We start from the raw sequence: 20421 nt of genomic DNA, 5'->3' as shown, positions 1-20421 counted from the left end.
AAACGGCAGCGGCATGAGCGATGGGCTCGGCCGGGGTGTCGGCGGAGTCGTCGCCAAGGGGGAGGGGGACGGGGCCGTGCTCGAAGTCGAGGAACTGAGCGTGGAGTTCCCGACCGAGGACGGTGTCGTACGGGCGGTACGCGGCGTCGGCTACCGGCTGGAGCGGGGCGAGGCGCTCGGTATCGTCGGCGAGTCCGGCTCCGGCAAGTCCGTCACCGCGCTGGCCGTGATGGGGCTGCTGCCCGGCTCGGCCCGGGTACGTGGCTCGGTGCGGTTCGAGGGCACGGAGCTGCTCGGGATGTCCGACGCCCGCCTCTCGGACGTACGCGGCAGCGGCATCGCCATGGTCTTCCAGGACCCCATGACCTCCCTCAACCCCGTCTACACGGTCGGCTACCAGATCGCCGAGACCCTGCTCCGGCACAACCCCCGGCTCGGCAGACGCCCGGCCCGCGAGCGCGCCGTGGAACTCCTCGGCACGGTCGGTATCCCCAGCCCCGAACGGCGCGTCGACAGCTACCCGCACGAACTCTCCGGCGGCATGCGCCAGCGGGTCGTCATCGCCATCGCGATCGCCAACGACCCGGACGTGATCATCGCCGACGAGCCCACCACCGCCCTCGACGTCACCGTCCAGGCCCAGATCCTGGAGGCCCTGGAGACCGCCCGCGCCGAGACCGGCGCCGCGCTCGTCCTCATCACCCACGACCTCGGGGTGGTCGCGGGCCACACCGACCGGGTCGCCGTCATGTATGCCGGGCGGATCGTGGAGACCGGCTCGGTCGAGGACATCTTCTACACCCCGCGCATGCCCTACACCCTCGGCCTGCTCGGCTCCCTGCCCCGCCTGGACCGCGAGGAGGACCGCCTGACCCCCATCACCGGCTCCCCGCCCTCACTGCTCAACCTGCCCCCGGGCTGCCCCTTCGCCCCGCGCTGCCCGATGCGCCGGGAGCCCTGCGACAGCACGGAACCCGCCCTGCGCCCGGTCGGATCCGACGCCCACCGCAGCGCCTGCCACTTCGCCGGCGAACTCGTCGACACGGCGGCCGACGAGGTCTTCGACGCCGTCGGCGCCGACACCGAGGCCCTCGCCCGGTTCGCGGACCTGGAGGACGATGCCCGATGACCGGCCCCCTGCCCCCGCTGCCCGGCCACGGCGGCTCGGGCGAACCCGTCCTCCAGGTCCGCGACCTCGTCAAACACTTCCCGGTGATGTCCCGGGGCGTCGTCCGCCGCCGGGTCGGCGACGTCCACGCCGTCTGCGGGGTCTCCTTCGACCTGTACGAGAACGAGACGCTCGGTCTCGTCGGCGAGTCAGGCTCCGGCAAGACGACGATCTCCCGCACCCTGCTCAACCTGGAGAACGCGACCTCGGGCACCGTGCACTACCGAGGCCGCCTGCTGACCGATCTGAGCAGACGTCAGATGCGGCCGGTACGGCGCGAGTTGCAGATCGTCTTCCAGGACCCGTACGCCTCCCTGGACCCCCGGATCTCCGTCCACGAGATCGTCGCCGAACCCCTGCGCATCCACGGACGCTACGACTCCGGCGCCGCGGGCGAGGTGCGTGAACTGCTGCGCCTGGTCGGCCTCAACCCCGAGCACGGCAACCGCTTCGCCCACGAGTTCTCCGGCGGCCAGCGTCAACGCATCGGCATCGCACGGGCGCTGGCACTCCGCCCCAAGGTGATCGTCCTGGACGAGCCCGTCTCCGCACTGGACGTGTCCATCCAGGCCGGCGTCCTCAACCTGCTGATGGACCTCCAGAACGAACTGGGCCTGTCCTTCCTCTTCGTGGCGCACGACCTCTCCGTGATGCGCCACGTCGCCCGCCGGGTCGCGGTGATGTACCTGGGCCGCCTGGTGGAGATCGCCCCCGCCCGGCAGCTCTTCGCCCGCCCCGCACACCCCTACACCCAGGCCCTTGTCTCCGCGATCCCGCTGCCCGACCCGCGCAAGGAACGCGCCCGCAGACGGATCACCGTCCAGGGCGACGTCCCCAGCCCGGTACGCCCGCCCAGCGGCTGCCGGTTCCGCACCCGCTGCCCCAAGTTCGCGAACGAGCTCACCGACAGCGAACGCACCCTCTGCGTCGAACAGGTGCCGGACCTGGTCGACCGGGGCGGCGGCAACCCGGTCGCCTGCCACTACGCGGAGAGCGTGCAACTGCTGTAGCCGTCCTCGTACGGAAACGGTGTCAGCCGGCTCTCCCGCTCCAGCCGCCGGCAGAAGACCTCCATGGTCACGGCGACGGGAGCGTGCCGGACCAGCAGTTCGGCGGCGGCCCGGGGGATGCCCTCGGGCCACCGCCCGCCGGCGCAGGCGCGCACGAACTCCGCGCGTTCCTCGCCTCGGTACCCGTACAGCGCGGTGACCAGCCAGATCACCAGGTAGTAGGTGGTGTAGGCGCGGTCGTAGTGCCGATGCCGGTCGAGGAAGTCCTGCTCCTGTGGGGTCAGTCGGAAGCGGGGGCTGAGCGAGAGCCCGAAGTCGGTGAGGTACAGCCGCCGGCCGTCGGTGAGGATGTTGCGGAAGTGCGCGTCCAGGTGGAGGAGCCGGCCGCTCGCGAGGAAGGCGGTCAGCTCCTCCAGACCCTTGGCAGTGGAGTTGCACGCCGAGTCCGCGCGGTCCGTGCGCAGTTCGGCGTCCAGCCAGTCGTGCAGGGTGTACGGGAAGTGCTCCAGGAACAGGGTCAGGCTCGCGGAGGCGTCCCGCAGGCCCTCGATGCGGTCACGTACGCCCGCGGAGCCGCCCCAGTAGGCCACCGCCCTCTCGACGTCGGCGAGTTCGACGGGCAGCGGGGCGGGCGTCTCGGGCAGCACCCGCCCGTGGTGGAGCAGCGGGAACCCGGGGAACCGGCCCGCCAGCACCCAGTTCGTCGTAGCCACGTGTGCGGCCAGCTCCCGCCACGCGCCGAACCCCGGTCCGCCGATGGCGCCGATGCCGTAGTGGCAGTACGGCGGCAGGCCGAAGACGTTCGCGGTGGAGCGGGCGTGCCGCGGGTCCCGCTCCCGGTCGGTCAGGGGGATCCGCTTCACGAACACCGGCCTGCCGTCCATCGTGATCCGCACCGCTCTGCCGCCGATCCCGGTGCCGAGCGGCTCACCCGCCGCGACCAGCCCGGTCAGCTCGACATCGCTCAGCAGGGCCAGCGAGGTCGCGACGTCGGTGTGGGCGGCGATACGGTGCGCGGTGTCGGTCATGTCCCCATGGTCAGTGCGGCGGCCCGTAGGTGTCCGCGGATTGCCGCAGCACCCGGGACGCCTTCGCGGTCACCGGATCACCATGGCCGAAACAGGCCACCTCCGTATCCAGATCGGCCAGCCGCCCGAAGGACGCGACGGCCCGGGCGCGGTCGAGATTGAACACCCCGAGGATCACCGCACCGGTGACCGGGGACACCGCCACCGCATCCCCGGTGAACAGCACCCCGTGCGCAGGGAGATGGAGCGCGATGCTGCCGTCGGTGTGACCCGGCACGTGGACGACCCGGGCGCCGCCGCCGAAGTCCAGGACGTCACCGTCGGACAACTCCGTCACCTCGTCCGGGCTGACCGGATCACCGGCCGGCAGCAGTTTCGCGACCTCGGCCCGGATCGGCCGCTCCCACTCCTCGAACACCGGCGGCGGGCCCGGGACGTCACCCCGGATCACCGGTGCGTCCAGGCGGTGGGCCAGCACTTCCGCTCCGCTCAGGGCGGCGAACTCCGCCGCCCCGCCGACGTGATCCTCGTGGAAATGGGTGAGGACGATCCGGCGTACCGACGAAGGGGACCGGCCCAGCGCGGTGAGCGCCTCGGCGACCGGCCGGCCCGAGCCGAGCGGGCCGGCGTCGATCAGCGTCGAGGCGCCGGCGTCCGGGTCGTGCCAGAGGTATGCCTGGCCGACCGGGAAGCGCAGCAGGTGCAGCCGGGGGAGCAGTTCGATGACGTCCATGTCACGACCGTAGGAGGGCCTCCGTCCGCGGACGAGGGCCCTCTGCCGTGGGCAGAGCGGTTCAGCCCGCCGCGTAGTTCCGCAGGAACAGCGCCTCGGCCACCGACAGGCGCTCCAGCTCCTCGGGAGACACGCTCTCGTTGGCCGCGTGGATCTGCGCCTCCGGCTCGCTCAGACCGATCAGCAGGATCTCGGCGTCCGGGTAGAGGCTCGCCAAGGTGTTGCACAGCGGGATGGAGCCGCCCTGGCCTGCGTACTGCATCGTCTCGCCCGGGTAGGCGACCTCCATCGCGTCGGTCATCGCCTGGTACGCCGGGCTGGTGGTGTCGGTGCGGAACGGCTGACCCTGGCCGACCGTCTCCGTCCGCACCCGGGCACCCCACGGCGTGTGCGTCTCCAGATGGGCCTGGAGCAGCTTGCCCGCCTCGGCCGCGTCCACGCCCGGCGGCACCCGCAGGCTGACCAGGGCACGGGCGCTCGCCTGCACCGACGGGGTGGCGCCGACCACGGGCGGGCAGTCGATGCCGAGCACCGTGACCGCCGGACGCGCCCAGATGCGGTCCGCGACCGAGCCGTCACCGATCAGACCGACGCCGTCCAGCACCTTGGCGTCCTTGCGGAACTGCTCCTCCTCGTACTCCAGCCCTGCCCAGTCCGACTCCGGCTCGAGCCCGTCGACCGTCGTCGAACCGTCCTCGGCGCGCAGCGAGTCCAGCACCCGGATCAGCGCGGCCAGCGCGTCCGGTGCGGCACCGCCGAACTGCCCGGAGTGCAGATTGCCCTGAAGCGTGTCGATATGGACCCGGAGCATGGTCATGCCGCGCAGGGTCGTGGTCACCGTCGGCAGGCCGACACGGAAGTTGCCCGCGTCGCCGATGACGATCGTGTCCGCCGCCAGCAGCCCGGGGTGCTGCTCGGCGTACCGCTCCAGGCCGCCGGTGCCCATCTCCTCCGAGCCCTCGGCGATCACCTTGACGTTGACCGGGACGCCGCCGTTCGCCTTCAGCGCACGCAGCGCCAGCAGGTGCATGATCACGCCGCCCTTGCAGTCGGCAGCACCGCGCCCGTACCAGCGGCCGTCCCGCTCGGTCAGCTCGAACGGCGGGGAGGTCCAGGCAGCCTCGTCCAGCGGCGGCTGCACATCGTAGTGCGCGTACAGCAGGATCGTTTTGGCGCCTTCCGGCCCAGGCAGATAGCCGTACACCGACTGCGTGCCGTCCGGGGTGTCCAGCACGGCGACGTCCACGAAGTCCTCGGCACGCAGCGCGTCGGCGATCCAGTTCGCGGCGCCCTCGCTCTCGCTCCGCGGGAACTGGGCGAAGTCCGCCACCGACTTGAAGGCCACCAGCTCGGCGAGCTCCGCCCTCGCCCTGGGCAGCAGGGCGGCGACGGTCTCGGCGACCGGATTGGGCGACATGGGCACGCTCCTCGTGGGTGCGACGTTGAACTGGTGAGTACACCGATCCTCCCACAGCGGCCTGCGGCGATCTCCGCCGTAGGATGCGGGGAGACAGGTGGTAGGTGCCCGGCTACGGACGGACAAGGCCCGACCCACGGGTTGGTACGGCACCTACGGCTTGACAGGGCATACGGCACTTACGGCTTCTACGGCTTGATCGGAGCAGCGGACCATCGTGAGCGGTGAGAATTCTTCGGCGGACGACGTGCAGCGGGTGTGGGACGTCGTCGTGGTGGGCGCGGGACCCGCGGGGGCCTCGGCGGCCTATGCGGCGGCGGTCGCGGGACGTCGCGTGCTGTTGCTGGAGAAAGCCGAGCTGCCCCGCTACAAGACCTGCGGCGGCGGCATCATCGGACCCTCGCGCGACGCGCTACCGCCCGGCTTCGAGCTGCCCCTCAAGGACCGGGTGCACGCGGTCACCTTCTCCAACAACGGACGGTTCACGCGCACCCGCCGCTCCAAGCAGATGATGTTCGGGCTGATCAACCGGCCCGAGTTCGACCAGCAGCTGGTCGAGCACGCCCAGAAGGCGGGCGCCGAACTGCGCACGGGCGCCGCCGTGCAGCGCGTCGAACAGCACGGCTCGGCCGTCCCGGACCGGCGCACGGTCGCCGTCGTCCTCCAGGGCGGCGAGATCCTGCTGGCCCGTGCGGTGGTCGGCGCCGACGGCAGCGCCAGCCGGATAGGCGCCCACGTCGGCGTGAAGGTCGACCAGGTGGACCTCGGCCTGGAGGCGGAGATCCCGGTGCCGGAGACGGTCGCCGAGGACTGGAAGGGACGGGTCCTCATCGACTGGGGTCCGATGCCGGGAAGTTACGGCTGGGTCTTCCCCAAGGGCGACACCCTGACCGTCGGCGTGATCTCGGCGCGTGGCGAAGGCGCTGCCACCAAGCGGTACTTGGAGGACTTCATCGCCCGGCTCGGCCTCGCCGGCTTCGAGCCGAGCATCTCCTCCGGCCACCTGACCCGCTGCCGCGCCGACGACTCTCCGCTGTCCCGGGGCCGGGTGCTCGTGTGCGGGGACGCGGCCGGCCTCCTTGAGCCGTGGACCCGCGAGGGCATCTCCTTCGCACTGCGCTCGGGGCGGCTCGCGGGGGAGTGGGCGGTGCGGATCGCCGAGGCCCACGACGCCGTGGACACCCGCCGTCAGGCGCTGAACTACGCCTTCGCCGTCAAGGCGGGTCTCGGCGTCGAGATGAGCGTCGGCAAGCGGATGCTGGCGGTGTTCGAGCGCCGGCCCGGCCTGTTCCACGCGGCCCTGACCGGCATTCGCCCCGCGTGGCGCGCGTTCAAGGAGATCACCCAGGGCCGGACCTCGCTCGGCGAACTCGTCCGCTCCCACCCGCTCGCCCAGCGCGCCCTCACCACACTGGCTCCGGAGCCGGCGGCCTCGGGGAAGGCCGCCGAGGCGGACGCGGACGGCGCGGACGAGGCGGACACGGAGGACTCGGTCACTTCGTGACGGCGATCCGGAAGACCGGGTGGTCGGGGGCGATGCGGCGCAGGTCGGCGTCGGGCGATTCGGGGCCGACCCCGTCGAAGAAGACGCCGACCTCGGCCTTCCAGCGCTTCAGGTAGGCCCGCAGCAGTTCGACCTTGTCGTCGTCGGCGACCTCGGTGGCGGTGAAGACGTCCACGTCCTTGCCGAGCCGCAGTTCGCCGCCGCCGACGGCGCGCATGTTGTGGGTCCACTGGACGTGACCGCGCGGCGCGAGCAGGTACTGCTGACCGTCCACCGTCAGCAGGTTCACGGGGGTGGTGCGCCACTCGCCGCTCTTGCGTCCTCGGACGGCGAGGACGCGGGAGCCCCAGATGCTGATACCGCGTCCGGTGAGCCAGGACACGGCCCGGTTGAGGATGTTGACGGTGAACCAGCCGGGCTTCTGGACGTGTGTCGACACGGGGACCCCCACAGTTTGGGAGAGCGGTGCTCTCGCTTGACTCCAGTGTGGGGGAGATCGGCGATCCAAAGCAAGAGCAGTGCTCTCTTTTTTGTGCGGCGCACTTGTTTGAGGTCGGCGCACCGAAAGGAGTTCGGTGCTCTATTTCGAGTGCACTGCTCCGAACTGTGCGCACCGCTCTGCATGCATGGCAGACTGCTTCCCATGACCACCGCACAGGGCGCCCGCGCGCGAGCCAGGATGGAAGTCACCGCGGCCATCAAGGACGAGGCACGCAGACAGCTCGCGGCCGAGGGCGCGGCCAAGCTGTCGCTGCGGGCGGTCGCACGCGAACTCGGCATGGTCTCCTCGGCGCTCTACCGCTACTTCCCCAGCCGCGACGAGCTGCTCACCGCGCTGATCATCGACGCCTACGACTCCCTCGGCGAGGCCGCCGAGGCCGCGCACGCCACTGCCCTTGCCGCCGGTGCCGTCCCGGCGCGGCGCTGGGTCACCGTGTGCGAGGCGGTGCGCGGCTGGGCGCTGACGCACCCCCACGAGTACGCGCTGATCTACGGCTCGCCGGTGCCCGGCTACTCGGCCCCGGACACGACCATCCAGCCGGCCGCCCGGGTCGCCCTCGTCCTGATCGGCATCCTGCTCGATGCGTTCGAGCAGCGGGGTCTGGCTCGTACCCCCGTGCCGGCCGACCTCGCGCCCGAGGCCCGCCGGATGGCCGACGAGCTCATGCCGGGCCTCCCGCCGGAGGTGGCCGTCGCCATGGCCGCGGCGTGGGCGCAGTTGTTCGGGCTGGTCGGGTTCGAACTGTTCGGCCAGTTCAAGGGGGTCGTGGAGGAGCGTGACCGGTTCTTCCGGCATGCGGCCGCCCAGCTCGCCCACGGGGTGGGCCTGGTCTTCCCGTAGTGGGCTCCACCGGGCGGCGTGACGGATGCGCCGTTGCCTCGACCTGAGCCCGACTTCGCGGACGACCGGGCGTTCACGAAGGGCGGTCGCTGCGCCGACGGCCGTCGCCGAGCCGACGGTTGTCAGGGGGCCGACGGTTGTCACTGTGTCTGGGCGGCCGACGTGCCGGCGCCGTCTTCCGGGACGAGTACGACCTTGCCGGCCACCGTCCCGGACTCGGCGAGCCGCAAGGCCTCGGCGGCCTGGGTGAGGGGCAGCCGGGCGGCGATGCGGGCGGTGACCTCGCCGCGCCGGAGGGACTCGAACACTTGGGTGAGGTCGGCGCTCAGCCGGGCCCGGAAGCGGTCCTTGCCGAGGGCGCGGCCCGCCCAGACGTTGAAGAAGTACGCGTGCCGGCCGTTGGGCAGCGTGTTCCACAGCCACACCCGGCCGAGGATCTTGAGCACGGGCAACTGCTTGGAGCCCGAGTCGTCCCGGGTGGTGGCACTGCCGTAGGCGACCAGGGTGCCGCCCGGGGCGAGGAGCCGCCAGGAGTCGATGACGCTGCGGCCGCCGAGGTGGTCGAAGACGGCGTCGACACCGCCGGGGGCCAGTTCGCGGACCCGGGCCGGGACGTCCTCGGTGCGGTATTCGACCGGGGTGACGCCCAGGGCCCGCAGCGCGTCGTGGTGCCGGGCGGAGGCCGTCCCGATGACGTGCAGGCCCGCCGCACGCGCGAGCTGGACGAGGACCGTGCCGACCCCGCCGTTGGCGCCGTGCACCAGGATCGTCCCGCCCTGCCGCACCCTGGCCTTGCGGTGCAGCATCTGCCAGGCGGTGATGCCGTTGACGACCAGCGTCTCGGCCTCCGCCGCGCCGACACCGGCCGGCACCTCCACGGCGTCGGCCGCGTCGAGCACGACGTGACTGGCCCAGCCGCCCACCTTGACCAGGGACGCCACCCGCCGGCCGACGAGCCCGGGCGTGACCCCCTCGCCGGCCGTGAGTACCGTACCGACCAGGTCGTAACCCGGGACGAAGGGGAACGGCGGCTGGTCGTAGTAGCGGCCGCGACGCATCTGCTGCTCCGCGAAGGAGACGCCGGTGGCCTCCATGCGGACGACGATCTGGCCGGCGCCCGGGACCGGGATCTCGCCGCGCCGGATCTGCAGACCTTCGGGCTCCGTGATGCCCGGCAGGACGATCTCGACGAGCTGGGTGTCGGCTGCGGTGCCCTTGGGCGCGGCGGTTCCTGCGGTTTCCATGACGACCTCCATGACGACCTCCATGACGATCTCCCTGTGGACGCAGTCGCAATCGAGAGAGGTACTCGCTTGCGTTAGAAGCTATAACTAACATGACTGGTGCTCGCGTCAGTGTCAAGCTCTCTCGTATCGGGGGGTGCTAACTTCCGTTAGAACCCATCTTGAAAGTGATAGGTTGAAACAGTCGAAACAACCCTGAAGATCAGAGGCAAGGTCAGCGGCTCGGAAGCCCGGAAGCCTGAAGCGCTCGGGAACGTCCGCGCGCCCGGGCGCCGGGAGACTCGGACGTCAGCAGTGAGAGGAGCGTGCAGGTCATGGCGGCAGATGCGGTGAGCCCCCGAGAGCGGTACCGGAGCCAGGTGCGGGCCGACATCAAGGCGCGCGCCTGGGAGCAGATCGCCAAGTCCGGCGCGACGGGCCTGTCCCTGAACGCGATCGCCAAGGAACTGGGCATGAGCGGTCCCGCCCTGTACCGCTACTTCGGCAGCCGGGACGAGCTGATCACCGAACTGATCCGGGACGCCTACCGCAGCCTGGCCGACACCTTCCGGGCCGCTGCCGACTCCCGGGCCGGCATCGAAGGCCTCGCGCGTGCCCTGCGCCGCTGGGCGCTCGACGACCCTCAGCGGTACTTCCTCGTCTACGGCACGCCGGTGCCCGGGTACCACGCGCCCGACGACATCACCGCCATTGCCCGGGAGATCATGGCCGCGCTGCTCGACGTCTGCGCGGCGGCCGAGCCCGAGGCGCCCGCCTCCGCCGGCTTCACCGCCCATCTCGCCCAGCACCGCCAGTGGGCCGACGGTCATCCCGCGTCGCCGGGGGTGCTGCGCCGGGCGCTGGCGTTCTGGACCCGGATGCACGGTGTGCTCTCCCTCGAACTGGCCGGGCAGTTCGAGGGCATGGGCTTCGACCCGGAGCGGCTGTTCGACGCCGAGGTGGCGGAACTGACATCCGGCCGCTGACCCCACCGCACCCCACTGCACCGGATCCCACTGAGCCTCCGCCAACTTGAAGTCGTTGGTCAGAGAGCTGGTGTGCCGGCTTGTCGGGGTGCTCAGGCTGGTTGTGGCCGACAGTCTGCGGAGAAGACCGTCCGTCAGCGGTTGACTTCGAGGTTCGTCAGGACGAGTAGGACGAGCAGGGCGCGTAGGAGGCGGGTCGCGCGGGCGGGATCGGCGCGGCGCTTGGTGAGGGTCCGCCAGTTCTGCAGGTGGGCAAAGCCGTGTTCCACCGGTGCGCGTCCGACGGCTAGGGCTCGTCGTTTGGATCACCTGGTAGTTGGCCAAGGCTGCTGACTGAAGAGTCGATCGCAGTGCCGATTGTGGCGTACACGTCGGCACGGAGGACTTCCGCGAGGGCTCACTGGACCAGTTCGATGTGCGGATGGTCCGGGGACGCTGGGCAGGCGTGGAGTTGCAGGCTGTAGGCGCCGGCGATGTCGAGGAGAGTGAAGTTCGAGGGTGGGGTGCCGATGAGGAGCGGAGTCGGGTTCGTCCGTTCCTCGTCGGGCATCCAGCTCTTGCTGCCGGAGTTCCATTCCGAGGACGCGATGGTGAGGAGCGGGGTCGTCTCGGTGCCGCATTCGGGGCAAGGGCGGGGCATGGGGTCGGTGAGGCCCCAGCGGGTCCAGCCGCCGGTCTTCCACCCGGGGGCGTGGCACAGGTTGCGGAAGTAGAACTCCTGCGGGTCCAGCGCGCCGGTGCTGTCCCATGCGAATCCGGCTGTCTCCCACCGGTTCACGTCACCCAGCTGCTGTTGCAGTTCCTTGCTCAGCTCCATGGGGCTGGGGTAGTCGGTGACCTGTTCCGGTGCGAGCAGGCAGGGTTCCGGGAGGTACCAGTCGAACTGGATCACGGGCGGCTCGGGCGGGGCATCGAGGACGTCGGTGACGGAGCCGGAGGAACGCCAGAAGAGGGCGGTTCGGGGGTGTGCAAACTCCGAGTGGTCGGAGGGACACCACAGGGCCTGGAGAAGGTCGGCTCCGGGAGGGCTGACCGGGAGAGGGACGTCGCGGGTGTAGAGCTGGGCCACGGGAATCATGGGAATCGGGCCGTCGAACCACGGGTGGCCCCCGCGGAGCCGCTGCTCGATCTCCCGTTCCTCGGGCGTGACCGCGGGTGCCTGGGGGTCGCGGAGCCGGCGCTCGGCCGCTGCTGCACGGATGCGACGCAGGAGCCGGATTTCGTCCGCAGAGTGCATCTCGTCTGCCGCTTCACTGTCGTGCGGCTCTTTGCAGTGGGGCCACGGCTCGTCGGCTGGCCAGAGGAGCGGGCCGCCGACGGAGCTGTCGTGCACGGTCGGGGACCCGGGGCGCGGGTGCAGCCGGGTCGCCGTGCGTGCCAGCGGGGCCAGTTGAGGGAAGAGCGCGGTGATGTCGAACGGCCGCGGTGGGGTGGTAAAGATGGCGTTCATGGCAGGGATGCTGCCAGCAACGTCTGACAATGGGCGTACCGATCCACGTCAGCTGACACCACACAGCTTCCCTATGTCAGCAGGCGGACCAGAGGAAGATGCCAGCGATGTGGAGTCCGGCCAGGTAGATGGTCGCGGTCTTCTCGTAGCGCGTGGCGATGCCGCGCCACTGCTTCAGGCGGGTTGATGCACCGTTCGACGGTGTTGCGCTGTTTGTAGGTCTCGCGGTCGAACGCCGACGGTCTCCCGCCCCGGCTGCCTCTCCGCAGCCGATGGCCACGTTGATCTGCTGGCACGGGGATCACCGCGCGGATGCCGCGCTTGCTCAGGTGGTCGCGGATCGCGCGGGAGGAATACGCCTTGTCGGCCATGACTACGTCAGGCCTGGTTCGAGGCCGTCCGCGGCGACGCGGTACACGGAGGCCGGCCATGACGTCCATGAAGGTCGGTGCGTCGCCCGCTTGACCGCCGGTCAGGACAAACGAGAGGGGACGACAGCGGCCGTCGGCAGCAAGATGGATCTTCGTGGTAAGTCCCCCCGCGCGTCCGTCCGATGGCGTGGTCGTGCGGCTCGGCCGCCGGGGCCCCTTTTTGCGGGCCCCGGCGGCGTATTGATGAGCGCGCACGATTGTCGAGTCCACCGAGACGACCCAGTCAAGCTCCTTGTCGGCGTCGGCCTGGGCCATCAGCGCCGTGAACACCCGCTCCCAAGTGCCATCGACGGCCCACATCCGCAGTCGGTTGTAGACGCCTCGCCAGTTCCCGTACTTCTCCGGCAGATGGACCCACTGCGTTCCCGTCCGGAACTTGAAGGCGATCGCGTCGATCACCTCACGGTGATCCCGCCAACGGCCACCCCTCCTCGGCTTCCGGTCCGGAAGTAACGGCTCGATCCGAGCCCACCGGGCGTCAGTCAACGACATGCCCAGATCAACTTCCCACTGATCCAAACGAAACTGCCTAGGTGTATCTCCCCGTGAGGTTGGGAACGCGGCTGGCTGGTGGCCGGCCCTTCAACGCGGTGTGGCCGCGATGGTGGTTGTAGTGGTGTAGGCATATGCCGAAGGCGTCGCGGCGTTCCTGCTCGGTGCGACAGGGCCGGGTGCGCTTGTGAGTGATTCCTGAGGCAAGCAGCGTTTCGCGCCAGATGCGCGAGCGACAGCAGGAGCCGTTGTCGGTGAGGACTCGGCGGACGGTGATCCCGGCCTGCGTGAAGTGATCCTGGGCCCGGATCCAGAACGCGGCGGCGGTCTGCTGTCTCTCGTCGGCCAGGATCTCGCTGCTAGGTCAGCCTGGGGTGGTCGTCAACGGCGTTGTGGAGGTAGCTGTAGTCGCCACGAACGCGGTTCTTGCGGCCGGCCTGGCGGCCCAGGGCCTGGTGTCCACCCCCGTCGGGGAGGTTTCCGAGCTTCTTGATGTCGACGTGCACCAACTTGCCCGGGGCATGGTGCTCGTAGCGTCCGATGGGGCGGCCCGTCGTGCGGTCGAGGTGGGTGAGACGGGCGGGCCGATAGCCCGTGAGGACGCGCTGCATGGTAGCGGGATTGATCCCAAGCAGCTAGTGCCGTGACTGGAAAGCTTCACCGGCTGCCTGGTGATCGTTCCAAAGAGTCGCCGGGTAGGCTCCTTCGGTCCTTGGTCGAGAGGAGTTGCTGAGTGGCCCGGTTAGGTGGACCCGTTCTGCGTACCCAGAGGCTTGTGATGGAGCCGATCCGCCGTGAGGACAGCGACGATCTCTTTGCGGCTGTGGTCAGTCAGGACAGTGTCATGCGGTGGCTGGCGACTGGCCGGGCGGACAGCCGATCCGCGGCCGAGGCCATGTGCGACGACCACGTCGTCCACTGGACCAGACACGGCTACGGTGACTTCGCGGTCAGGGATGCCGCAACGCAGGCGTTTCTCGGCCGGGTGGGACTGCGTAATCGGGCCCGGCACGGAGTCGACCTCGGTTTCGCCCTGCACCCACGGGCGCAGGGGCGTGGGATCGCCGGCGAGGCGGGCCGCGCGTGCCTGGACCTGGCATTTCGCCGTCTCTCGCTCCCTGTTGTTTTCGCGTTCGTCCTGCCCGGCAACACGGCCTCGATCTCGGTACTGCGCCGTCTGGGCGCGCAGGCGGACGGGACTGTCCAGTCCAGTGGCCTGCATTGTCTGCGCTACCGGTTTGTCCCCGCTGCCATGGCCGCCGCGGAGCATGTGGTGGACGACGGTGGTACGGACCTCCAGCTGGTCCATGCGCCGGGCTCCGGTTCTTGTGATGACAGAGCTGCACTCCGCGATGGCCTGTCCGATCCCTTCGGGACGAATGGGCTCGGTCTGGTGTGGGCTGACAAGCAGCACACCCTCACCGCCGTCTCCGAAGGCCGGCCGGTGGCATCCGGGGGATGGCTGCTGCGGGACATGGCCTTCGATGGATTGCCGCGCCGTGTCGCGGGTTTGGGTGGTGTGCTGGTGCACCCCGCTTATCGAGGCCGGGGCATCGCCCGGACGGTGATCAGCGTGGCGGTCGAACACGCACGAGCGGCCGGGGCCGAGACGATGATTCTGCTCTGCCGTCCTGACCTGGTTCCGCTCTACACGCAGCTGGGATGGAGCCGGCTCTCGGTGCCCGTCACCGTCCAGCAGCCCGACGGCGCGCGGATCTCGCCACTGATCACCATGGTCTACGATCTGGCCGGCCTGCCTCATCCAACCATCGGTGCGGACCTGCGGGGCCTGCCCTTCTGATGCGCTGAGCAGGACTAACCGTGTGGTCAGGCTGCTTCGGCAAAGGGACGTCCGCCCCAGCGGATGCCTTTCTCGCTGCGGATGCGGGCGCGTTCGCGGCGTTGGGCGGCGAGCACGTCGGGGTGGCGGGCATGGGTGTTGCGCCAGCGGAGGTAGCGGTGCAGGGCCTTGGTCTGGAGGGTGTGGTTGGGGTGGTGGGAGTTGGCGAGGGTGAACTGTCGCAGCGGGCCGAAGTGCGCCTCGATCGGGTTGGCCCAGGAGGCGGAGGTCGGGGTGAAGCAGAGTTCGGCCTTGTGCTTCTTCACCCAGCAGCGGATGTCGGAGCCGGTGTGTGCGGAGAGGTTGTCCATGACGATGTAGATCGGGGCGCCGTCGGGTCGGGCGGCGCGGATCGACTTCAGCACGGCAGGGCTGTTGGCGGTGCCCTTGCGGCGCCGGTTGACGCCCCACAGACGGTCGTCGCCGACGGAGTAGCAGTCGCGGAAGTAGGTCACGCCGTGGGTGCGGTGGTAGGTGACCGGCAGGCGGTTGGGCTTGCCCTGCTTCGCCCAGCAGGAGCCGGCGGTGGGCCGGATCCCGAGCGGCCCGAATTCGTCGAAGGCAAAGGTCCGGTCCGGGAAGCGTTCCAGCACCTGCTCGATCCGGTCGAGCTTGGCGTCGCGTTCGGGGTCGGGCGACTCCTTGAGGCATGAGGCTTTCCGGTTCTGCGTGGGAAGACACGCGGGCTCGTGAGAATTCCAACGGCGAAACAGCAAAACCCGCGCGCAGATCGGCCTGTTGAGAACCGTGAGCGCGCGGGTTCGGGCTTGAGGGCGCGGCGTCAGGCGCCGGTGAGTTTGCGGGAGGCGTTCATGAGGTGCTGCGTGGGCGTGGCGTCCAGGGCGATCGAGGTGCGCTGATCGAAGCGGCCCGGCTTGCCCCAGTAGACAGGGGTGCTGTGCCAGTCGTCGTGGCGGACGGCTTCGACGACGTTGCGCGCGGAGGTCTCGACGGAGTCGAGGACGAGCGGTCCGAGGACGGTCATGGCGGCCCGCATTACCAGGGGGCGATGCGCATGATGTCGGTCTTGGCGGAGCCCGCGTTGACGACGCCGGCGGTGAGGCCGGGTTCAGCGTGGGTGAGGTGGGCGGCGTAGTGGTGGTTGGCGAGCTGGATCGGCTTGCGGTCACGGCTGAGGGAGAAGGGAGTGAACTCGGGGAACCGGGCGAAGTCCATCTCGTCGGTCGGCGGGATCGCGGCCGTCATCATGAGCACGACCGGCCGCTCGGCCTGGCGCAGGGCGGGCAGCAGAAGCTGTGTGAGGTGGTAGCGGCTGAGGTAGTTGACCGCGAAGAACGGGTGGAGACCGTCGGCCGTGCGGCTCTCCTCGAAGGTGAACACGCCGGTGGTGTGGACGAGGGCGTCCATGCGGTCGTGCTGGGCGAGGACACGGCTCGCGGCGTCACGGACGCCGTCGTGGGTGGACAAGTCGGCGGCGACGAAGGACGCCCGGTCGGCGCCGGCGCCGAAGGAGGCGAGGGCGGCCTCGCCCTTGCGCGGGTCACGGCCCAGCAAGATGAGCCGGTGGCCGTGGCTGAGGTGGTCGCGGGCGGCCTGGAGGCCGATGCCGCTGTTGCCGCCGGCGATGAGGATGGTCTTCATGATGCTCCAGGGGAGAGCGGGAAAGGGCGGGCGCCGTGGCGGCGACAGCGTGGCCGTGAGGTGCCCGTGGTCGGGGTGCTGGGGTCAGCCGCCGATGAAATGCTCGGCCTGGTCACGGCCGGCGTGCAGGTTCCAGTAGTCGAGGGCGATCTCGTCGGGCGCGCGGCGGGGGACGCCTTCGGGTGCCTCAGCGGCGATCATGAGGTTGATGGCCACGCTGGCGGCATGCGAGAACTCCACGGGGGTGGCGTGGTCCCGGCCGGTCGGCCGGGCGAGGACTGCGAGGTGTACGCGAGGTCAGTCCTGGTTGGCCGGCGAGGTGGCGCCGGGCCAGTCGGCGGGCCACGGCGCCAGCACTGGTGGACAAGCGAGCAGGTGTCCTTGGCACGGAATTTGGTCTTCGTCACACAATTCCCACGGCCGCTGGGGGACACCGCGGTTACGCGCGCGCTGCGCTTCCCCAGGGGCGCGACAAGCTACTGGATGCTCCAGCGGTGCGGATGCTCGGGCTCGTTGGGACAGGCGAATACGTTGAGTTCACCCCAGCGGCCCACAGTGACCTCCGTGGGAGTGGCGCAACGGTGAGTGGGCCGGTTCTGGTCCTCCACCGGTTTCCAGCTGCCGCTGCCGCCGTCCCATTCCGAGCTGTCGATGGTCAGCAGCAGGTGCATCGGCGTCGTGCAGGTCAGGCAGTCCATGGGATACGGGTCTGTCGCGTGCCAGGAGGCGAAGCCGCCCACACGCCAGCCGGGCGGGATGGACAGGTCGTACTGGTAGCCGAGCGGCTCTGTCGTGCTTTCGTCCGCCGACTCCTCGGCTTCCTCTTCAAGGGCTTCCTCCCAGGCATCGATCCGGGCGCACAGTTCCTCGGGCAGAAGGCCGGCAAACGGGTAGGTGACCACCCGCTCCGGGTGCAGCACACAGGGCTCGGGCACGAAACCGTCGGACCCGACGACCAGCGGCTGCGGCGGCGCGGTCAGCACCTCGCTGACCTCCCACGACCGCCGCCAGCGCAGGTGCAGCTCCAGGTCGTACCGGCCCGGGCCGTGCGCGTTGAAGGGACACCAGAACACTTGAAGCAGGTCGCAGTCGCCCGGCCCGGCCGGCAGGTCGGGCACATCCCGCCGGTACAGCTGCGTGAGGCCGATCATCGGCAACGGGTCGGTCTCGGATGCCCCGGGGATCCGGTGCTCTCGGTGCAGCTCGCCCAGGAGTTCCCGTTCCTCGTCCGTCGGGCCGGGAGCCTGTTCGCGGGCCCACGCGGAAGCCAGAACCTGCCGATAGCGGCGGATGTCGGCCGGGCGTCGACCACGCCCACGGCCGTGGGCCTCGCTGCACACCGGCCACGGCTCGTCCGCCGGCCACAGCATAGGACCGCCCACGGAGCTGGCCGAATGGTCTGGTCTGCCCGGCCGCGGATGGAGCCGAGTTGTCGTCCCCCGAAAGGCCGCCAGTTCCGGGAAGAGCGCCTCGACATCGAGAGGGCGCGAGGGCGTGGTCCTCGTCATGGACGCGACCTTAGACGCCTGACATCCCAGCACGCGCAGGATCGTGGAAGGCCGTCCGGCCGCAGCGAGCAGGGACCAGCGAACCGGCCGCCCCGCCAGACGATCTTCTCCGTGGACTGCCGCCCACGACCAGCGTGAGCACCTCGACAGACCAGCACACCAGCCCTTTGACCAGCGACTTCAAGTTGGCGGACGCTCACTGCACCGCATCCCACCGCACCGCATCGTGTCGCACCGCGCCCGGCGGCCTACTTCCCGGGGAGTACGCGTGATCACCTCGCCGGGCTGACGCTCGCGCGGGCCGACGCCGTCTAGCGTGGCGGACATGGACGAGCAGCGGGTACGGGAGCGCGGCCCCGCGCACTGGTGGCGCTACGGGCCCCCGTGGTGGCAGCACGCCGACGACGGAGCGGACAAGCCGTCGCGCGGCCGGCTGCCGTGGCGCACCACCGTCCCGCTCACCGCGCTCGTGCTGGTGGGCTCGAACTTCGCCGCCCACCAGCAGCCGCACCGCGAACCCCTCGACGTGTACGCCCGCCTGCTGCTCCTCGCCACCTGCGCACTGCTGCTGTGGCGGCACCGGCACCCGGTGCCCGTCGTGTTCGGCACGGCGGGGCTCGCCCTCATCTACCTCGCGGCCGGATACCCGTACGGGCCGGTCTTCGCGGCCGTCGCCGTGGCCTGCTTCAGCGCTGTGGTCGCCGGGCGCCGCCGGGCCGCCTGGGCGGCCGTCGGGATGCTGTGGGGCGGCCACCTGCTGATCTCGCTCTGGCTCTACCGCTGGCTGCCGCCGCCGGGTGGCACGGGGGCGAATCCCGGCCAGGAGGTGATCATCGCCACCTGGGTGCTGATCATCGTCTCGGTGGCCGAGCTGGTCCGGCTGCGGCGCGAGCAGTGGGCGCGGGAACGGGCCGACCGCGCCCAGGCGGCCCGGCGGCGGGCGGACGCGGAACGGCTGCGGATCGCCCGTGAGCTGCACGATGTGCTGGCGCACAGCATCTCGGTCATCAACGTCCAGGCGGCCATGGGCCTCGCGCTGCTGGACTCCGACCCCGAGCAGGCCCGGTCCGCGCTCACCACCATCAAGGCCGCCAGCAAGGAGGCGCTCGGTGAGGTCCGTCAGGTGCTCGACACCCTGCGCGCCCCGGGAGCCGCGCCGCGCGCGCCCGCACCCGGCCTCGGGCGGCTGCCGGAACTGGCCGAACAGGCGGCGAGCGCCGGACTCACCGTGGCCGTGGAGGGAGAGCCGCCGCGGCTGCCGCCCGGCGCCGACCTGGCCGCCTTCCGGATCGTGCAGGAGGCGCTCACCAATGTCGTACGGCACTCGGGTTCACGGCACGCGCGCGTACGGCTCGACCACGGGGGCGGGGAGCTGCGGCTGCGGATCGATGACGACGGTCCCGCGACCGGCGCGGACGCGGGAGGCAGCGGGAACGGGCTGGCCGGGATGCGGGAACGGGCGGCCGCGCTGGGTGGCACGATCGAGGCGGGACCGCGCGCCGACGGCGGCTTCCGGGTGCTGGCCGTGCTGCCTCTGACCGAGGCCGTGCTGCCTTCGGCAGATGCGGTGCCGTCCTCGACCGATGCCGTGCCGTCCTCGACCGGCGTCGCGCCGTCCCCGGCCGATGCCGTGCCGCCCGCGACGGACGTCGTGCCGCCCGCGACCGACTCCGTACTGCCCAAGACCGACCGGGAGGACCGATGATCCGGGTACTGCTCGCCGATGACCAGTCGCTGGTGCGGGCCGGTTTCCGGGCGCTGCTCGACGCGCAGCCGGACATCGAGGTGGCCGGGGAGGCGGCTGACGGCGAGGAGGCGCTGCGCAAGGTGCGCGAACTGCGCCCCGACGTCGTCCTGATGGACATCCGCATGCCGCATCTCGACGGCCTGGCCGCGACCCGCCGTATCACCGGGGAGAAGGAGTTGACGGACGTCAAGGTGGTGATGCTGACGACGTTCGAACTGGACGAGTACGTCTTCGAGGCGATCCGCTCCGGCGCCTCCGGGTTTCTGGTCAAGGACACCGAGCCGGAGGAACTCGTGCGCGCGGTCCGGGCGGTGGTGGGCGGGGACGCACTGCTGTCGCCGGGTGTGACGCGGCGGCTGATCGCGGAGTTCGCGGCCCGTTCCAAGGAGCCTGCCGCCGCCGACGCCCTCGCCCAGCTCACGGAACGGGAAAGGGAGGTGATGGCCCTGGTCGGCATCGGACTGTCCAACGAGGAGATCGCCCGCCGCCTGGTGGTCAGTCCCCTCACCGCAAAGACCCATGTGAGCCGCACGATGGTGAAGCTGGGCGCCCGCGACCGGGCCCAACTGGTCGTCCTGGCCTATGAGTCGGGGCTGGTCCGGCCGGGCTGGCTGGGCTGAGACGACCGCTGGAAGCGGACCAGCACGCTGACGACCCGGGCGAGGAACACCACGGTGGCGAGCGCCACACCCACCAGCGGCAGCGCCCGTTCGAGACGGCCGGGCAGATCGAAGAACAGCGCCGGTCCCGCCACCGCTCCGAAGACCACCGCCGCCGCGAACACCGCGCTGCACAGCGCGTATCCGATCTCGACGGTGATCGCGTCCCGCTCGGCCTGACCGCGCCGTCCCCCGTGACTCGTCATTCCGGCAGTGTCACAGCCGTGGGGGGGCGGGGGGACCACCGAGACGCCGCCGCCCCGCGGAGGACCCGGGACGCC

The 20421-nt window shown here is 70.7% G+C and carries 21 protein-coding genes and 2 pseudogenes; 8 read left to right on the top strand and 15 right to left on the bottom strand.

The features are described from left to right. Positions 1–13 precede the first annotated feature (13 nt). Entirely contained in the window at positions 14–1129 is a 1116-nt protein-coding gene (locus ACFWXC_RS35960) for an ABC transporter ATP-binding protein (RefSeq protein WP_384485395.1), read from the top strand. After that, complete coding sequence (locus tag ACFWXC_RS35955) at positions 1126–2178, top strand: ABC transporter ATP-binding protein (RefSeq protein ID WP_384485393.1); 1053 nt, start codon at positions 1126–1128, stop codon at positions 2176–2178. Before ACFWXC_RS35960 ends, ACFWXC_RS35955 begins: the two co-directional genes overlap by 4 nt. On the opposite strand, the gene ACFWXC_RS35950 is transcribed toward ACFWXC_RS35955, so the two are convergent. The 3 genes from ACFWXC_RS35950 to ACFWXC_RS35940 form a co-directional block, all read right to left on the bottom strand. Further along, positions 2151–3206 carry a protein kinase family protein gene (locus ACFWXC_RS35950; protein ID WP_384485391.1) on the bottom strand — a complete coding sequence of 352 codons (1056 nt, stop codon included), beginning with the start codon at positions 3204–3206 and terminating at the stop codon, positions 2151–2153. The two genes, ACFWXC_RS35955 and ACFWXC_RS35950, sit on opposite strands and share 28 nt — an antisense overlap. A gap of 10 nt (positions 3207–3216) precedes the next feature. Further along, positions 3217–3939, bottom strand: a complete 723-nt coding sequence (locus ACFWXC_RS35945; protein ID WP_384485389.1) for an MBL fold metallo-hydrolase — start codon at positions 3937–3939, stop codon at positions 3217–3219. A 61-nt stretch (positions 3940–4000) separates the two neighbouring features. Further along, entirely contained in the window at positions 4001–5356 is a 1356-nt protein-coding gene (locus tag ACFWXC_RS35940; RefSeq protein WP_384485387.1) for a dipeptidase, read from the bottom strand. A 217-nt stretch (positions 5357–5573) separates the two neighbouring features. On the opposite strand from ACFWXC_RS35940, the gene ACFWXC_RS35935 reads away from it, so the two are divergent. Continuing rightward, positions 5574–6860, top strand: a complete 1287-nt coding sequence (locus ACFWXC_RS35935; protein WP_384485385.1) for a geranylgeranyl reductase family protein — start codon at positions 5574–5576, stop codon at positions 6858–6860. On the opposite strand, the gene ACFWXC_RS35930 is transcribed toward ACFWXC_RS35935, so the two are convergent. After that, positions 6850–7299 carry a nitroreductase family deazaflavin-dependent oxidoreductase gene (locus ACFWXC_RS35930; RefSeq protein WP_384485383.1) on the bottom strand — a complete coding sequence of 150 codons (450 nt, stop codon included), beginning with the start codon at positions 7297–7299 and terminating at the stop codon, positions 6850–6852. The genes ACFWXC_RS35935 and ACFWXC_RS35930 overlap by 11 nt on opposite strands. A 204-nt stretch (positions 7300–7503) precedes the next feature. On the opposite strand from ACFWXC_RS35930, the gene ACFWXC_RS35925 reads away from it, so the two are divergent. Beyond that, positions 7504–8202 carry a TetR/AcrR family transcriptional regulator gene (locus ACFWXC_RS35925; protein ID WP_384485381.1) on the top strand — a complete coding sequence of 233 codons (699 nt, stop codon included), beginning with the start codon at positions 7504–7506 and terminating at the stop codon, positions 8200–8202. Between the two features lie 140 nt (positions 8203–8342). On the opposite strand, the gene ACFWXC_RS35920 is transcribed toward ACFWXC_RS35925, so the two are convergent. Next, a complete protein-coding gene (locus ACFWXC_RS35920; RefSeq protein WP_384485571.1) occupies positions 8343–9446 on the bottom strand; it encodes a medium chain dehydrogenase/reductase family protein in 1104 nt (367 codons plus the stop codon). A 314-nt stretch (positions 9447–9760) separates the two neighbouring features. On the opposite strand from ACFWXC_RS35920, the gene ACFWXC_RS35915 reads away from it, so the two are divergent. Next, on the top strand, positions 9761–10411 hold the full coding sequence (locus ACFWXC_RS35915) for a TetR/AcrR family transcriptional regulator (RefSeq protein ID WP_384485379.1): 651 nt from the start codon (positions 9761–9763) through the stop codon (positions 10409–10411). Between the two features lie 134 nt (positions 10412–10545). Here the strand turns inward: ACFWXC_RS35915 and ACFWXC_RS35910 are convergent, their stop codons facing one another. The 4 genes and pseudogenes from ACFWXC_RS35910 to ACFWXC_RS35895 all read right to left on the bottom strand — a co-directional run. Then, positions 10546–10680, bottom strand: a complete 135-nt coding sequence (locus ACFWXC_RS35910; protein WP_384485377.1) for a hypothetical protein — start codon at positions 10678–10680, stop codon at positions 10546–10548. Positions 10681–10808: 128 nt separating this feature from the next. Then, positions 10809–11861, bottom strand: a complete 1053-nt coding sequence (locus ACFWXC_RS35905; RefSeq protein ID WP_384485375.1) for a hypothetical protein — start codon at positions 11859–11861, stop codon at positions 10809–10811. Positions 11862–11937: 76 nt separating this feature from the next. Further along, a protein-coding gene (locus tag ACFWXC_RS35900) for an IS5 family transposase (RefSeq protein ID WP_384485569.1) occupies positions 11938–12784 on the bottom strand; the annotation gives its coding sequence in 2 pieces (ribosomal slippage) (positions 11938–12042 and positions 12044–12784; 846 coding nt in all). 37 nt (positions 12785–12821) lie between these two features. Beyond that, a pseudogene (locus tag ACFWXC_RS35895) lies at positions 12822–13401 on the bottom strand (DDE-type integrase/transposase/recombinase); the annotation flags it as partial. A 161-nt stretch (positions 13402–13562) separates the two neighbouring features. On the opposite strand from ACFWXC_RS35895, the gene ACFWXC_RS35890 reads away from it, so the two are divergent. Continuing rightward, on the top strand, positions 13563–14585 hold the full coding sequence (locus ACFWXC_RS35890) for a GNAT family N-acetyltransferase (RefSeq protein ID WP_384485567.1): 1023 nt from the start codon (positions 13563–13565) through the stop codon (positions 14583–14585). Positions 14586–14611: 26 nt separating this feature from the next. On the opposite strand, the pseudogene ACFWXC_RS35885 reads toward ACFWXC_RS35890, so the two are convergent. The 5 genes and pseudogenes from ACFWXC_RS35885 to ACFWXC_RS35865 form a co-directional block, all read right to left on the bottom strand. Further along, positions 14612–15268 (bottom strand): annotated as a pseudogene (locus tag ACFWXC_RS35885) (transposase); the annotation flags it as partial. A gap of 137 nt (positions 15269–15405) precedes the next feature. Next, the gene (locus ACFWXC_RS35880; protein ID WP_384485373.1) at positions 15406–15609 is read right to left on the bottom strand and encodes a hypothetical protein; all 204 of its coding nucleotides are present in this window, start codon (positions 15607–15609) and stop codon (positions 15406–15408) included. An 11-nt stretch (positions 15610–15620) separates the two neighbouring features. Beyond that, positions 15621–16226 carry an SDR family NAD(P)-dependent oxidoreductase gene (locus ACFWXC_RS35875; RefSeq protein WP_384485371.1) on the bottom strand — a complete coding sequence of 202 codons (606 nt, stop codon included), beginning with the start codon at positions 16224–16226 and terminating at the stop codon, positions 15621–15623. A gap of 84 nt (positions 16227–16310) precedes the next feature. Continuing rightward, positions 16311–16466 carry a hypothetical protein gene (locus tag ACFWXC_RS35870; RefSeq protein ID WP_384485369.1) on the bottom strand — a complete coding sequence of 52 codons (156 nt, stop codon included), beginning with the start codon at positions 16464–16466 and terminating at the stop codon, positions 16311–16313. A 236-nt stretch (positions 16467–16702) separates the two neighbouring features. Then, positions 16703–17734: a hypothetical protein gene (locus tag ACFWXC_RS35865; RefSeq protein ID WP_384485367.1), complete on the bottom strand. Its 1032-nt coding sequence runs from the start codon at positions 17732–17734 to the stop codon at positions 16703–16705. Between the two features lie 325 nt (positions 17735–18059). On the opposite strand from ACFWXC_RS35865, the gene ACFWXC_RS35860 reads away from it, so the two are divergent. Both ACFWXC_RS35860 and ACFWXC_RS35855 read left to right on the top strand, forming a co-directional pair. After that, positions 18060–19439, top strand: coding sequence for a sensor histidine kinase (locus ACFWXC_RS35860; RefSeq protein WP_384485365.1), 1380 nt, complete (start codon positions 18060–18062; stop codon positions 19437–19439). After that, the gene (locus tag ACFWXC_RS35855; RefSeq protein WP_384485363.1) at positions 19436–20101 is read left to right on the top strand and encodes a response regulator; all 666 of its coding nucleotides are present in this window, start codon (positions 19436–19438) and stop codon (positions 20099–20101) included. The genes ACFWXC_RS35860 and ACFWXC_RS35855 overlap by 4 nt, the downstream gene beginning before the upstream one ends. Here ACFWXC_RS35855 and ACFWXC_RS35850 read toward each other — a convergent pair. Beyond that, entirely contained in the window at positions 20062–20346 is a 285-nt protein-coding gene (locus tag ACFWXC_RS35850; protein ID WP_384485361.1) for a DUF6332 family protein, read from the bottom strand. The two genes, ACFWXC_RS35855 and ACFWXC_RS35850, sit on opposite strands and share 40 nt — an antisense overlap. Positions 20347–20421: the final 75 nt, after the last annotated feature.

This window comes from Streptomyces sp. NPDC058683 (assembly GCF_042716195.1).
Lineage (GTDB): Bacteria > Actinomycetota > Actinomycetes > Streptomycetales > Streptomycetaceae > Streptomyces.
Note: the sequence above shows the minus strand (reverse complement) of the source record. Positions and strands in the feature narration are given on the sequence as shown.